The organism is Rhodobacter viridis, assembly GCF_003217355.1.
In the GTDB taxonomy this organism is placed as follows: Bacteria; Pseudomonadota; Alphaproteobacteria; order Rhodobacterales; family Rhodobacteraceae; genus Rhodobacter; species Rhodobacter viridis.
This window is the reverse complement of record NZ_QJTK01000013.1, coordinates 34868-47994: the sequence shown is the minus strand read 5'-3', so window position 1 is coordinate 47994 and position 13127 is coordinate 34868. Positions and strand designations below refer to the sequence as shown.

Annotated in this window: 12 protein-coding genes; 4 read left to right on the top strand and 8 right to left on the bottom strand. The window is 65.4% G+C overall.

What is annotated here, in order from left to right; all coding sequences use genetic code 11:
- Window positions 1-32: 32 nt before the first annotated feature.
- The 7 genes from C8J30_RS14495 to C8J30_RS14465 form a co-directional block, all read right to left on the bottom strand.
- Window positions 33-764, bottom strand: coding sequence for an SDR family NAD(P)-dependent oxidoreductase (locus tag C8J30_RS14495; RefSeq protein WP_110806556.1), 732 nt, complete (start codon window positions 762-764; stop codon window positions 33-35).
- Window positions 761-1486: an SDR family NAD(P)-dependent oxidoreductase gene (locus C8J30_RS14490; RefSeq protein ID WP_110806555.1), complete on the bottom strand. Its 726-nt coding sequence runs from the start codon at window positions 1484-1486 to the stop codon at window positions 761-763. The genes C8J30_RS14495 and C8J30_RS14490 overlap by 4 nt, the downstream gene beginning before the upstream one ends.
- A gap of 3 nt (window positions 1487-1489) precedes the next feature.
- The gene (locus C8J30_RS14485; RefSeq protein WP_110806554.1) at window positions 1490-2596 is read right to left on the bottom strand and encodes a mandelate racemase/muconate lactonizing enzyme family protein; all 1107 of its coding nucleotides are present in this window, start codon (window positions 2594-2596) and stop codon (window positions 1490-1492) included.
- A 106-nt stretch (window positions 2597-2702) separates the two neighbouring features.
- The gene (locus C8J30_RS14480) at window positions 2703-3653 is read right to left on the bottom strand and encodes a GlxA family transcriptional regulator (protein ID WP_110806553.1); all 951 of its coding nucleotides are present in this window, start codon (window positions 3651-3653) and stop codon (window positions 2703-2705) included.
- A gap of 91 nt (window positions 3654-3744) precedes the next feature.
- A complete protein-coding gene (gene proX, locus C8J30_RS14475) occupies window positions 3745-4731 on the bottom strand; it encodes a glycine betaine/L-proline ABC transporter substrate-binding protein ProX (RefSeq protein ID WP_110806552.1) in 987 nt (328 codons plus the stop codon).
- A 33-nt stretch (window positions 4732-4764) separates the two neighbouring features.
- Window positions 4765-5703: an ABC transporter permease gene (locus C8J30_RS14470; RefSeq protein ID WP_181420897.1), complete on the bottom strand. Its 939-nt coding sequence runs from the start codon at window positions 5701-5703 to the stop codon at window positions 4765-4767.
- Window positions 5703-6788: a quaternary amine ABC transporter ATP-binding protein gene (locus C8J30_RS14465; protein ID WP_110806550.1), complete on the bottom strand. Its 1086-nt coding sequence runs from the start codon at window positions 6786-6788 to the stop codon at window positions 5703-5705. The genes C8J30_RS14470 and C8J30_RS14465 overlap by 1 nt, the downstream gene beginning before the upstream one ends.
- Before the next feature lie 158 nt (window positions 6789-6946).
- On the opposite strand from C8J30_RS14465, the gene C8J30_RS14460 reads away from it, so the two are divergent.
- From C8J30_RS14460 to C8J30_RS14445, 4 genes are read left to right on the top strand one after another with little or no spacing between them, the layout of a single operon-like run.
- Window positions 6947-7648: a GntR family transcriptional regulator gene (locus C8J30_RS14460; RefSeq protein ID WP_110806549.1), complete on the top strand. Its 702-nt coding sequence runs from the start codon at window positions 6947-6949 to the stop codon at window positions 7646-7648.
- Between the two features lie 15 nt (window positions 7649-7663).
- Window positions 7664-8569: a dihydrodipicolinate synthase family protein gene (locus C8J30_RS14455; RefSeq protein WP_110806548.1), complete on the top strand. Its 906-nt coding sequence runs from the start codon at window positions 7664-7666 to the stop codon at window positions 8567-8569.
- Between the two features lies 1 nt (window position 8570).
- Window positions 8571-10067, top strand: a complete 1497-nt coding sequence (locus tag C8J30_RS14450) for an aldehyde dehydrogenase (protein WP_110806547.1) — start codon at window positions 8571-8573, stop codon at window positions 10065-10067.
- Entirely contained in the window at window positions 10064-11404 is a 1341-nt protein-coding gene (locus C8J30_RS14445; RefSeq protein ID WP_110806546.1) for an NAD(P)/FAD-dependent oxidoreductase, read from the top strand. The genes C8J30_RS14450 and C8J30_RS14445 overlap by 4 nt, the downstream gene beginning before the upstream one ends.
- A gap of 89 nt (window positions 11405-11493) precedes the next feature.
- Here the strand turns inward: C8J30_RS14445 and C8J30_RS14440 are convergent, their stop codons facing one another.
- The gene (locus C8J30_RS14440) at window positions 11494-13047 is read right to left on the bottom strand and encodes a trimethylamine methyltransferase family protein (RefSeq protein ID WP_110806545.1); all 1554 of its coding nucleotides are present in this window, start codon (window positions 13045-13047) and stop codon (window positions 11494-11496) included.
- Between the last annotated feature and the right edge of the window lie 80 nt (window positions 13048-13127).

Below are 13127 nucleotides of genomic sequence, written 5' to 3'. Positions count from 1 at the left end.
CGGTGTCGATCTCCCCCGCCCGGTCTTTCTGCTCAGGGCAGGGGCAGTTTCGCCATCCGCCCGCCATCGAGCGTCCAAACCTGACCCGAGACGAACCCGGCTTCCTCGGAGGCGAGCCAGGCCACCAGCGCCGCCACTTCCTCGGGGCGGCCGGTGCGGCCGACCGGGTGGATGCGGCCGATATTGGCGCGGAAGGCCACGGGGTCGGGCATGGCGTTGACGAAAGCCTCGTTCAACTCGGTATCGATCCAGCCCGGGGCGACGGCGTTGCAGCGCACCTCGGTGCCATGATCGACCGCGACCGCGCGCGTCAGCCCGTGCAGCCCGGCCTTGGAGGCGCAATAGGCTGCGTGGAGCGGGTTCGACCCCAGCCCCTCGATCGAGCCGATGTTGACGATGGCGCCGCGCGCTTGCCGCAGGGCGGGCAGGGCGGCCTTGATCAGCAGGAAAGGCGCCGTCAGGTTCATCCGCAGCGTGCGGTCCCAGTCTTCAAGGCGCATCGCCTCGACGCCCGCCTCCTGCATCACGCCCGCGTTGTTCACCAGCACATCAAGGCCGCCCGCGCGGGCCAGCACGGTCGAAACCACCCGGGCCGGGCAGTCGGTATCGGTGATATCGGCCTCGATCGCCTCGAAGTCGGGGTCTGGCCCGCGCTGGGCGGTGAAGACGCGGGCGCCCTCGGCGGCCAGCCTGCGGGCAATCGCCTGCCCGATGCCCGAGCGCCCGCCGGTGACCAGCGCGGTTTTCCCTGCGAAGCGGCTCATTTGACGGGCTTCCCGCCATTCACCTCGATCACCGCGCCGCAGATGTAGCGCGCCGCGTCCGAGGCGAGGAACAGGATCACATCGGCAATATCCTCGGGGTCTGCGATGCGGCCAAGGGGCACGGTCTTGCCCAGTTCCGCCACGGCCGTATCCGGGTCGAAACCGCGTTTCGCGAAGCCCGTGCGCAGCATCGGCGTGTTCACCTCGTTCGGTGCCACCGCGTTGATGCGGATGCCCGATCCGGCGTGGTCCATGCCCATGCATTGCGTCAGGGACGCAATCGCCGCCTTCGTCATGCAATAGACCGCATGGCCGGGGCCGGGACGCAGACCCCAGCAGGACGCGACGTTGACGATGGCCGAGCCGGGGGGAAGCAGCGGAATGGCGGCGCGGCAGATCCGGAACGGCGCCTCGACATTGACGCCGACCGACAGATCCCAATCGGCGTCAGAGGTTTCATCGACCTTGCCGCGGGTGATCACGCCCGCGTTGTTGATGACGATATCGAGCCCGCCGAGCGCCCGATGCGCCGCCGCCGCCAGCCCGTCGGCATAGGCCGGATCAAGCAGGTTGCCGGGCAGATGCGCCTCGGCCTCGATGCCCGCGACCTCCCGGTCGGCCACGGCGACCGCCGCCCCTTCGGCGCGCAAAGCCCGCACCACCGCGGCGCCGATGCCCCCGGCGGCCCCCGTCACCAGTGCCTTTTTCCCTTGCAGCTTCATGTCTTACTCCACCGACAGAATGGGATTGCCGAAGAGGCCGTCCTCGGGCACGACGCCGAGCCCCGGACCTTCGGGCAGTTTGATATGGCCGCCGATGATCTCGGGGCCGTTTTTCGGGTCGTAATGCCCCTCGACATAGGGGGCGGCGAGCCAGACCCCCTCGTTCAGCCGGGGGCTGACCGTCGCGCCGATATGGGTGCAGGCGGCGTGGATGATGTCCCCGCCCCAGGCATCGTCGCAGGTATGCGGCAGCGACCGCGCCTCGCAGATATCGCGGAAGGTCGCCATCTGCTGCAGCCCGCCGATGCGGGTGACCTTCATCCCGAAGCCATCGACCAGCCCTTGCCCCACGGCGCGAATGACCGTCGCCAGATCCTCGCCGTTTTCGTCCATGTAAAGGCCGTGATGGAGCTGCGGCCGGATCGCCGCCAGTTCTTCAAGGCTGTTGCAGGGCTGTTCCAGGATGAAGGGAATGTCCGGGCATTCGCGCGAGAGCCGCAGCGCATCGCGCGTCGGCAGGCCACGGTTGCCATCGGCGGCCAGCCGCATGCCGGAGCCGCGGATCACCTCCCAGACCTTGCGCAGCACGGCGATGTCTTCCTCGACGGGGCGACCGCCGATTTTCACCTGCATCCGGGGGTAACCTTCCGCCATCTTCTCGGCGGCGATACGGGCGATTTCATCCGGCGCCCCCACCCCCGAGGCATAGTAGGAGGGCACGTTTGCCGTGGCGATCCCGCCCAGAAGCTCGGCCACCCGCAGCCCCGTCGCCTTGCCGATCGCGTCATGTGCGGCGATATCGAGCGCCGCTTTCGCATAGCGATGCCCGTTCAGCAGGCTGTCCATCTTGCGCCTGAGCGAAACCGGATGCAGCGCGGCCCCGATCAGCCCCGGCGCCATCTCGGCCAGCGCCGCCCGGGCGCCAAGCGCATGATGCGGCTGATAGGTCGGGCCGACCGGGCAGGTCTCGCCCCAGCCGACGTGGCCGGTGTCCGTGATCACCTGCACCAGCGTCGTGTCAAGCTTGTAGACCAGCGCATTGGCCATCCGGTAGGGGCCGTTCTTCACCGGCAATTCATGGGCGTAAACGTGGATCGCCTTGATCTTCATGGGGGCCGCCTTTCGGGAATATGCCTGCCATGACAGCGCCAGATCGGCCCCGGCACAGTCGCTTTCCCGAAGCGACCGGTGCAAATTGCGACATTGCGCGACAGCCTCAGCCCAGCGTTGCGCGGTGGCTGATCGGGGCGACGCCGTAGCGGGCGCGGAACACCTTGGAAAAATGCGAGGTCGAGGTGAAACCGCAGGCCATGGCAATCTCGGAAATCGACTGTTCGGTCTGCACGATCAGGTTGCGGGCGCGGTGCAGCCGCATCTCCATCATGTAACGCTTGGGCGAGGTGTTCAGATACTTGCCGAACAGACGTTCCAGTTGCCGGGTGGAAATGCCCAGCCGGTCGGCCAGTTCGAAGGGCGTCATCGGCTCTTCGATCTGCGCCTCCATCAGCGCAATCGCCCGCGACATGTGATCGTTGCGCATCCCGTGGCGCGATTGCAGCGAGACGCGCTGCGCCGCCGTGCCTTCGCGCACCGCATTGTAGACCATCTGATCGGCGACGGCCGTGGCCAGATCCTTGCCATGTTCCAGCGCGATCAGATGCAGCATCAGATCCGCCGCCGCCGTGCCGCCAGAGGCGGTGACGAATTTCGCATCGGTGACGAAGACATTGCGCACCAGATCGACCTCGGGGAAATCCTCCATGAAAAGATCGTGGTATTCCCAGTGGATCGCGGTTTTCACCCCGTCAAGGAACCCGGCCTTCGCCAGCACATAGGCGCCCGAGCAGATTGCGCCGATGGGGGTGCCTGCGGCCCGTTCGCGGCGCAGATAATTCAGGATCGCGGGTGTGGTGTGGCGCTGCACATGGATGCCCGAGATCAGGAACAGCCTGTCGCCGCGGTCCAGCGGTTCGAGCCCGCGATGCACGAGCGTCACCGACCGGTTCGAGCAGGTGGCCGAGACCCCGTCCTCGCTGGCCAGCGACCAGCGATAAAGCTCCTGACCTGACAGCAGATTGGCGATCCGCAGCGGTTCAAGGGCGCAGGAAAACGCCAGATGCGAGAAGTTCTCGACCAGAAGAAAGACGAAATGCGCGGTTTCGGCCATCGGGGACTCCGTCGAACGGGGAAGCCCCGGCCCAATGACTGAGGCCGGGGCCGGGGCGGAAAGGGGCGGGGGGCGCCCCCATGCCGTCGGTTTATTCGGCGGCCTTGCGGGCCTCGGCCAGCCAGCCGTCATAGGTCGCCTGATGCGCCTTGATCCAGTCGTCGGCATGTTTGTCGATATCGGCCGAAGTGTTCTGCCCGTCGGTGATCAGCTTGTTTTCCGCCGAAACGTCGTTGATGTCGATCTTGGCCACCTCGAACAGCTTCGCCGCCGCCGGGTTCGCCGCGAGGAAATCGTTGCGCGCGACGACGCCGATGCTGTCCACCGCAAAGCCGAGGTTCTTGCCGTTGAAGGTGGTGTTGCCGGTGCCGCCGTCGGGCAGCGAGGTATAGGGCACGGACAGCCATTCCACGTCGCGGCCCGGGACCAGCGCGCCCGAGACCCAATAGGGGGTCCAGGTGTAGTAAAGCACCGGCTGCTTGTTGGCGTTGCGCGCAATCACATCGGCGATCATCGCCTGATAGGCGCCCTGATTGTGGGTGACGGTGTCGCGCAGGCCGTATTCGGTCAGCTCGTGCTCGATCACGCGCTCGCAGCCCCAGCCGGGGATGCAGCCCGCCAGATCGGCCTTGCCATCGCCATCGGCGTCGAATTTCTTCGCGATTTCCGGGTCCTTGAGCTGGCTCAGGTCATGCACGCCCGAGTCATAGGTGGCCTTGTCGATCAGATAACCCTGCAGCGCGCCATCGATCAGCGTGCCGACCTTGGTCATCACCTTGTCGCCGCCCGCTTCCTGATAGAAGGCGTCATGCAGCGCCCGCCAGCTGACGGCAGTGAAATCCGCGTCGCCGGTGCCGATGGCAAGGTGGATGGTCTGATATTCGACCTCGTTCGGTTCGGCGATCGTGTAGCCGAGGTCTTGCAGCGCGCGGAACAGCACCCGATGCTGGAAGAATTCCTCGATCTGCGTCGGCAGGATCGGGCGCACGGTGACGCCCGCGCCGGGGGTGTCATTGGCCATGAGCGGCGTTGCGGCGACCGACATCAGAAGTGCGCACGCAAGGCTGAAGTGTTTCATGATTTCTCCTTGTTGGTTGGGCAGTCGGCGCCTTCAGGCGCTCTTTTGGAAAAGGCTCAGGATCAGGCCGACGGGGCCGTCCTGCCACCAGTGACGGTGGTTGCGGTCGCGCCCCGAGCGGCCAAGGCCCTGGGTCACGCGGTCCAGCACAATGGCGAGGATGACGATGCCAAGCCCGCCGACGATGGCCTTGCCCGCATCAAGCCGCCCCATCGCGCGCAGCACTTCGTTGCCAAGGCCGCGCACCGAGATCATCGAGGCGATCACCACCATCGAGAGCGACAGCATGATCGTCTGGTTCAGACCGGCAAGGATGGTGGGGGTGGCCAGCGGCAGTTCGACCTTGAGAAGGATCTGGGTGGGGCTGGCGCCAAAGGCGCGGGCGGCCTCGACCACGCCCGGATTGACGCCGCGAATGCCCAGCGAAGTGAGCCGGACCAAGGGCGGCAGGGCGAAGATGATCGTCACGATCACCCCCGAGACGTTGCCGATGCCCAGAAGCATGACCACCGGCACCAGATAGACGAAGGCCGGAATGGTCTGCATCGTGTCGAGGATCGGGCGGATCGCCCCTTCGAAGCGGTCGCTTTTGCCCGCCAGAACCCCCATCGGCAGGCCGATGATGATGCACAAAGCCACGGCCGAATTGACGATGGCAAGCGTCGTCATCGCCAGACCCCAGGCCTCGGGCGACAGAAGCCCCAGCGCGATCAGCGCCACCGCGACGACGATGCCGACGCGCCGTCCGGCCGCCTGCCAGGACACCAGCACGATCATCACCAGCATCACCGAAGGCGGGATCGCCTGCATCAGATGCTCGATCCCGGTGATCAGCCCGTCAAAGAAGGTCTTGATCGGTTGCAGGGCGGCGCGGTTCTCGATGGCCCATTGCTTGACCACCCCGGCGCGGCCGTCGATATCGAGATCGATCGCGGAAAACGGGTCGAGCAGGCTGAAAGCTTTGTCCACCATCACAGGGTCTCCGCCTTGGGCGACGCTTCTTCGCGGCCCTGGATGCCGCGCAACAGCGCGCGTTTCGACACGACGCCGATCACGGCGCCCTCGGCTTTCACCAAAATCGGGTAGTCGGTGCCCACCGCCATATCGACCAGCGTGTTCAGCTTGTCCTCGGGATGGCAGGCGGGCCAGTCGGCAAAGCCCGCATCGCCGCGTTGGGCGATATACTGATCGAGCGGCTGCATGATCCGCGCCGCCGAAACGAGGTCCAGTTTCGAAATCCCCGCGACGAAATCGGCGACGTAATCATCGGCCGGGCGGGTGACGATTTCCTCGGGCGTGCCGATCTGCACCAGCACGCCGTCTTTCATGATCGCGATGCGGTCGCCAATGCGGATCGCCTCGTCGAGGTCATGCGTGATGAAGACGGTGGTCTTGTGCAACTCGGCCGAGAGCGACATGAAGGTGGTCTGCAACTGCCGCCGAATGAGCGGGTCAAGCGCCGAGAACGGCTCGTCCATCAGAAGGATGGTCGGATCGGCGGCAATCGCGCGGGCCAGACCCACACGCTGTTGCATGCCGCCCGAAAGCTCGTCGGGATATTTCTTTTCCCAGCCGGTCAGATCGACCGCCTCGATCGCATGGGCGGCGACTTTCGCCCGCTCGGCCTCCGGCACACCGCGCACTTCAAGCGAAAACACCACGTTGTCGCGCACGGTGCGGTGCGGCATCAAGGCCATCGACTGAAACACCATGCCGATGCGTTCGGCCCGCAGCGCCCGCAGATCGCGCGCGTTCATCGCGTTGACGTTCTGACCCTCGATGATCACCGATCCCGAGGTCGGCTCGATCAGCCGGTTGATATGGCGGATCAGCGTCGATTTTCCCGACCCCGACAGCCCCATGATGCAGAAAATCTCGCCGCGCTTGACCGAAAAGGAGGCGTCCTGAACGCCCACGACGCAATCGAACTCTTCCCGGATTTGCCGTTTGGACAGCCCATGCGCGCGAATGGCTTCCATCGCCTGATGCGATCTCTTGCCGAAGATCTTCCAGATCCCCTCGCAGCGTATGACGTCCTCTCTGGCGGATTTGGTCATGCGGATTCTCCCCGTTGAAAGAAGACAAACATGAAACCCTATAGTAGACAACATGTATTTTGTGTATGTAGACAATATGTATTGTGCTCAGCTAAGGTTGCGTAACGACCCGAGTCAGGGGCAGGCTTTGCGCAACGAAACCGGCAGGAGACACGGCCTTGGACGCGCCCGCAAAAACGAAGAAAACCCTGTGCATCGAGGATCTGCGCCGCAAGATCCTGACGCAGGAGATTGAGGCGGGCACCTATCTCGACGAGACGGAACTGTCCGAGATCTACGGTATGTCCCGGCCGCCGCTGCGCGAATTGCTGCGCCAGATGGCGGGCGAGGGCTATGTGATCCTGCACGAGAACCGCGGCGCTCAGGTCGTGCCGATGACGCACAAGAGCCTGCACAATTTCTTCGTCGCGGCGCCGATGATCTATGCCGCGACCTCGCATCTGGCGGCGGAAAATGCCCGCCCGCAGCAGATCGAGCGGCTCAAGCAGGCGCAGATCGCCTTTCGCGCCGCGATCCGCTCGGGCGATGCCGCCGAGCGCGCGCTGACGAACGAGCGGTTCCACGCCATCATCGGCGAAATGTCGGATAACGAGTATCTGTTGCCCAGCCTGCGCCGTCTGCTGATCGACCATACAAGGATCGGCATGACCTTCTACAACCCGCGCCGGAGCAACATGGCCGAGCCGCAGGCGCTGGCGGTCGAGCAGCATGACGCCTTCATCGCCCTGATCGAGGCGGGCGACGCCACTGGCGCGGCCGAACTGGCCGTCGCGCATTGGGAACTGTCGCGCGCGCAGATCGAAAGTTTCGTCACGCCGGAAGCCATCCGCATGCCTCTTGGTCGCGCACCGGGGGCCTAACGCTCAGAGGAGCCCATGAAGTTCGAGGGAATCTACACGCCCGTCATCACGCCCCATCGTGACGACGGATCGATCGATCACGCCGGTTTCGAAGCGATGATCGAGCATCTGATCGCATCAGGCGTGCATGGCCTGATCAACGGTGGCTCGACCGGCGAATATTACGCCCAGTCGATGGACGAGCGGGTGGAGATGGCGCGCCGGGCGAAAGCGATCATCGGCGACCGGGTGCCGCTGATCGTCGGCACGGTGGCGATCCGGCTCGAGGATTCTCTGCGCATGGCGGAAACCGCGGCGAAGATCGGCGCGGCGGCGCTCTTGGTAGGCTCGCCGCCCTATGCGGTGCCGACCGAGCGGGAAAATGCGCTCAACGCGCTTGCCATCGACCGCGCGGCGGATCTGCCGATCATGCTTTACAACTATCCGGGCCGGATGGGCATCATGATGGGCGAGGAGTTCCTCGACCGCGTCGGGCGTTCGCGGAACTTCTGCGCGATCAAGGAAAGCTCGGGCGATATCAACCGGGTGCACCTGCTCGCCCGCGACTATCCGCATATCCAGATGTCCTGCGGCATGGACGATCAGGCGCTGGAGTTCTTTGCCTGGGGCGCGCGCAGCTGGGTCTGTGGCGGCTCGAACTTCCTGCCGGGGGAGCATCTGGCGCTGTGGCGCGCCTGCGTGGTCGAGGGCAATTTCGCCAAGGGCCGCCGCATCATGTCGGCGATGCTGCCGCTCATGCGCGTGCTCGAACAGGGCGGCAAGTTTGTCCAATGCATCAAGCATGGCGTCGAGAGGACGGGCCTGCGCGCCGGTCCGCCGCGGCCGCCGCTGAAAGCGCTGAACAAGGATGACAAGCGCGAGCTGGAACAGGCCGTGCATGTCCTCAAACAAACCATTGCGATGATCGAAGCGGAGGCCTGAGATGACCCTTCTGACCCACGAGGATTACAAGGCCATCGCCGCCAACCTGTCCTTCCCCACGGGCGCCTTCATCGACGGCGCCTTCCGCCCGGCGATGTCTGGGGCCACCTATGACACGGTGAACCCCGCCACCGGCGCGGTGCTGGCCAAGGTCGCGGCCTGCGATGTGCTCGATGTGGATTTCGCCGTGGCGAAGGCGCGCGATGCGTTCGAGGACGGGCGCTGGTCGAAGCTGCCTCCGGGCAGTCGCAAGGCGGTGCTGATCAAGCTTGCGAAACTGATCACCCGCAATGCGCGCGAATTGGCGGTTCTGGAAAGCCTCGACAGCGGCAAGACGATCTATGATTGCGAAACCGTCGACGTGCCCGAGACGATCCATGTGATCAAATGGCATGCGGAACTCATCGACAAGATCTACGATCAGGTCTCGCCCGCCTCGGACAATCACATCGCGATGGTGGTGCGCGAGCCCGTGGGTGTCGTCGGGTTGGTGCTGCCGTGGAATTTCCCGCTGCTGATGCTCGCTTGGAAGATCGGCCCGGCCTTGGCGGCGGGCTGCTCGGTGGTGCTGAAACCGGCTCTGGAAACGCCGCTGACCGCGCTGCGCATTGCCGAACTGGCGATGGAGGCGGGGCTGCCTGCCGGGGTGCTGAACGTCGTTCCGGGCGGTGGTGCCGAGGTGGGTGAACCGATCGGGCGGCATATGGATATCGACGCCGTGTCCTTCACCGGCTCGACCGCGACGGGGCGGCGGTTCCTGCGCTATGCCGCCGAAAGCAACCTCAAGGAAGTGACGCTCGAGATGGGTGGCAAGAACCCGGCGGTGGTGCTGGATGATGCCGAAAATCTGGACCGCGTTGCCGCGCATATCGTCAACGGCGCGTTCTGGAACATGGGCGAGAATTGCTCGGCCGCCTCGCGTCTGATCGTGCAGCGGGGTGTGAAGGAGAAGCTGCTGGCGAAGATCCTCGCCCATGCCCGCGAATGGCCGATGGGCGATCCGCTGGACCCGGTCAATCGGGTGGGGGCGCTGGTGTCGAAGGCGCATTTCGACAAGGTGGCCAGCTATCTGACCACGGGGCCGAAGGTGCTGATGGGCGGCACCGCCGAGGCGGGCTTCGTGGCGCCGACCATCCTTGACATCACCGACCGCGCCGCGAAACAGGTGCGCGAGGAAATCTTCGGCCCGGTGCTGTCAGTCCTGACGGTCGAAAGCTTCGACGAGGCGATCGCGCTGGCGAATGACACCGAATACGGGCTCGCCGCCTCGATCTTCACCGCCAATGTGAAACGCGCGTTGCGCGGCGCGCGGGCGATCCGGGCGGGCACGGTGACGGTCAACAGCTTTGGCGAGGGCGACATCACCACCCCCTTTGGCGGCTTCAAGCACTCGGGCTTTGGCGGGCGCGACAACGGCATCCATGCGCATGACCAATATACGCAGCTGAAGACGATCTGGGTCGATCTGAGCGACGACGCGGGCGAGGAGGTGGCATGAGCACCTATTCCGCCGTCCGAACGCCGCGCCATCGCGGCCCGGCGGCCTGGTCGGCGATCCTGCCCGGTCAGGCGCCGCCCCGGCCGCTGGCAGGGGGCATGACCGCGGATCATGCGATTGTGGGGGCCGGATTTGCCGGCCTCGCCGCCGCCCGTCGGCTGCGCGAGCTGGACCCGCGGGCGAAGGTCGTCGTGCTGGAAGCCGGGCGGATCGCCGAAGGCGCTTCGGGGCGCAATTCGGGTTTCATGATCGACCTGCCGCATGATCTGGCCTCGGACGATTATTCCGGCCATGGCGATGACCGGCTGATGATCGGGCTCAATCGTCAGGCCATCGCCTTTGCCCGCAAGGCGGTCGAGGAGTACGGCATTCCCGCCGATTACTTCGACCCCTGCGGCAAGGTGAATGGCGCGGCCTCGGCCACGGCGGATGCGCTGAACACAAGCTACGCCGCGCATCTGACGAAGCTCGGTGAGCCTTCGGAACGGCTCGATGCGCAGGCGATGACCGCGCTGACCGGCTCGCGGCATTATCTGTCGGGGCTTTACACGCCGGGCACGGTGATGCTGCAACCCGCGGGCTTCATTCGCGCTTTGGCCGAGGGTCTGCGCCGCGATGGCGTGACGATTGCCGAAACCACCCCGGTCACCCGCCTCGACCGTCAGGGCGACGCGTGGGCCGTGACGACGCCGCAGGGAACCGTCAGCGCCGCGCGGGTGATCCTGGCCAATAACGGCCAGCTTGAAAGCTTCGGCTTTGCCCGCGGGCGGCTGATGCATGTCTTTCTTTACGCCTCGATGACGCCCGATCTTGGCCCCGAGGCGCTCAACGCGCTGGGCGGCGCGCCCCGCTGGGGCATCACGCCCTCGGACCCGATGGGCACGACGATGCGGCGGATCGACACCGGGCAGGGCGGCAACCGCATCATCACCCGCACCTGCGCCAGTTTCGAGCCGGGGATGGAGGCGTCAGCCGCCTCGATGGCGCGCACCGCCGCCGTCCATGCGCGCAAATTCGCGGAACGCTTTCCGCAACTTGCGGGGATGAAGATGGAATACGCTTGGGCTGGGCATCTGTGCCTGAGCCGCAACGGCGTCGCGGTGATGAAACAGCTCGACACCGGGCTTTTTGCCGCCTGCGTGCAGAACGGCCTTGGCACGGCACGGGGCACGCTGACCGGCATCGGCGCGGCAGAACTGGCTTGCGGCGTCGAAAGTCCGATCAGCCGCCATTTCAGTGCGGAACCCGAGCCGACGAAACTGCTGCCGCCGCCGATCTCGACCCTTGGCGCGAATATCTTCCTGCGCTGGAAGGAATACCGGGCCTCGGCGGAATAAGACTCATGACATCGAAAAGGGGCGGCTTGCGGGCCGCCCCTTTTGCGTCACAGAAAGGGCCGCCCCGAGGGGCGGCCAGTCGGGGAGTGTCAGTGCTCGGTGTTGAGCGCGTCGACGGCCGGGATTTCCCGTTCGCGCCGGGCGATGAAGTCGCGCAGGGCCTCGTCGATCCCGGCGTCAAGCCGCGGTTCCTCGTAGTCGCCCAGCAGCTTCTTCGCGTGCTCCAGCGCCCGGGCGGTGATTTCCACCGAGCCCTCGGCCTGCCATTGCTCGATCGAGTTGTTGTCGAACATCTTCGGCATGAAGAAGGCGCGCTCGAAGTTTTCCAGCGTATGCGGGTGGCCCAGATAGTGACCGCCCGGGCCGACATCGCGCACCGCCTGCATCGCCACGTCGAAATCGTCCCAGCGCGGGCCTTCGGCCATGCGATAGCCCATCGCGCACATCTCGGCATCGACGACGAACTTGGCGACCGAGCAATGCATCCCCGCCTCGTTCCAGCCCGCCGAATGCCAGATATAATTGGCGCCTGCATGCAGGACCGCATTCATCGTCATGGCGCTTTCATAACCCGCCTGCGCGTCGAAGGTCTTCGCCCCGCCCAGCAGGTTCGAGGTCCGCCACGGCACGTTGTAAAACCGCGCCATCTGCCCGATCATGAAGTTCATCAGGCTGATTTCCGGCGTTCCCGCCATCGGCGCGCCCGATTTCATCGAGACGGTCGAGAGGTAATGGCCGTAGATCGCCGGGCAGCCCTTGCGGATCACCTGCGTGTAAGCCAGCGCCGACAGCGCCTCGGCGTTCAGCTGCGCCACGGCCGGGGCGACCGAGGCGGGGGTGTTCGCCCCACCCAGCACGAAGGGCGAGCACAGCACCGGCTGATTGCGGGAACAGAACGCCCGCATTGCCGAGAGCATGGTTTCGTCCCAGACAAGCGGCGAGTTGCCGTTGCAGTTGCCGGTGGTGACGGGGGTGGTTTCCATCACGTCGCGGCCGAACAGGATTTCGCACATGGTCATCACATCCTCGGCGTTCTTGCCCGAGGTGGTCATGCCCATGAAGGTCTTGTCCGAATGTTTCATCGAGGAATAGGTGATGTGCAGATGGCGATGCGCCACCACCTTGTCCATCGGTTCCACAATATGATGCGCCGTTGAATGCAGCGCGGGCGACATGTGCGCGAGCTTGTGGAACATCGCGAGATCGTTCAGCGTCGGCCAGCGCCGCACGTCGTCCAGATCGCGCAGGAACGGCGCCCCGGTCATCGGCACGAAGATCGCGTTCTTGCCGCCAAAGGGCAGGCTCTTTTCCGGGTTGCGGGCGCGATAGGTCCAGCTTGACGGAATGGTGGAAATCAGTTGCCGCACCAGCGCGCGGTCCAGATGCACCCGCTCGCCGCGGACATCGGCGCCGACGCGCTTCCAGTCGGCGAGCGCGATCGGATCGCGGAAGATCACGCCCACGTCTTCGAGGATCGCCATCGAGGCGGCATCGATGCGGGCGACATGTTCGGGATCCATGATCTCGCAGGTCGGCAGGCCGCGATGCAGCGCGGGCAGCATGGCAAAATCCGGCGCCTCGCGCAGCGCGCGTCTGGCGCCCCGGCCCCCGGCGCGACCCTGTCTGATCGGAAGTTCTCCCATGCTCTGCCCTCCTGTTGTGCCGCTCCATCAGGCCGTGAAAGCCGCGTTTCCACAGTCGATTCCGCGAAGCGATCACGCGA

Bases quoted from the DNA above. Each gene is read 5' to 3' on its own strand.
- C8J30_RS14490 (WP_110806555.1), bottom strand. From the start codon at position 1,486: ATGAAGCTGCAAGGGAAAAAGGCACTGGTGACGGGGGCCGCCGGGGGC.
- C8J30_RS14445 (WP_110806546.1), top strand. From the start codon at position 10,064: ATGAGCACCTATTCCGCCGTCCGAACGCCGCGCCATCGCGGCCCGGCG.
- proX (WP_110806552.1), bottom strand. From the start codon at position 4,731: ATGAAACACTTCAGCCTTGCGTGCGCACTTCTGATGTCGGTCGCCGCA.
- C8J30_RS14495 (WP_110806556.1), bottom strand. From the start codon at position 764: ATGAGCCGCTTCGCAGGGAAAACCGCGCTGGTCACCGGCGGGCGCTCG.
- C8J30_RS14470 (WP_181420897.1), bottom strand. From the start codon at position 5,703: ATGGTGGACAAAGCTTTCAGCCTGCTCGACCCGTTTTCCGCGATCGAT.
- C8J30_RS14450 (WP_110806547.1), top strand. From the start codon at position 8,571: ATGACCCTTCTGACCCACGAGGATTACAAGGCCATCGCCGCCAACCTG.
- C8J30_RS14455 (WP_110806548.1), top strand. From the start codon at position 7,664: ATGAAGTTCGAGGGAATCTACACGCCCGTCATCACGCCCCATCGTGAC.
- C8J30_RS14465 (WP_110806550.1), bottom strand. From the start codon at position 6,788: ATGACCAAATCCGCCAGAGAGGACGTCATACGCTGCGAGGGGATCTGG.
- C8J30_RS14485 (WP_110806554.1), bottom strand. From the start codon at position 2,596: ATGAAGATCAAGGCGATCCACGTTTACGCCCATGAATTGCCGGTGAAG.
- C8J30_RS14480 (WP_110806553.1), bottom strand. From the start codon at position 3,653: ATGGCCGAAACCGCGCATTTCGTCTTTCTTCTGGTCGAGAACTTCTCG.
- C8J30_RS14440 (WP_110806545.1), bottom strand. From the start codon at position 13,047: ATGGGAGAACTTCCGATCAGACAGGGTCGCGCCGGGGGCCGGGGCGCC.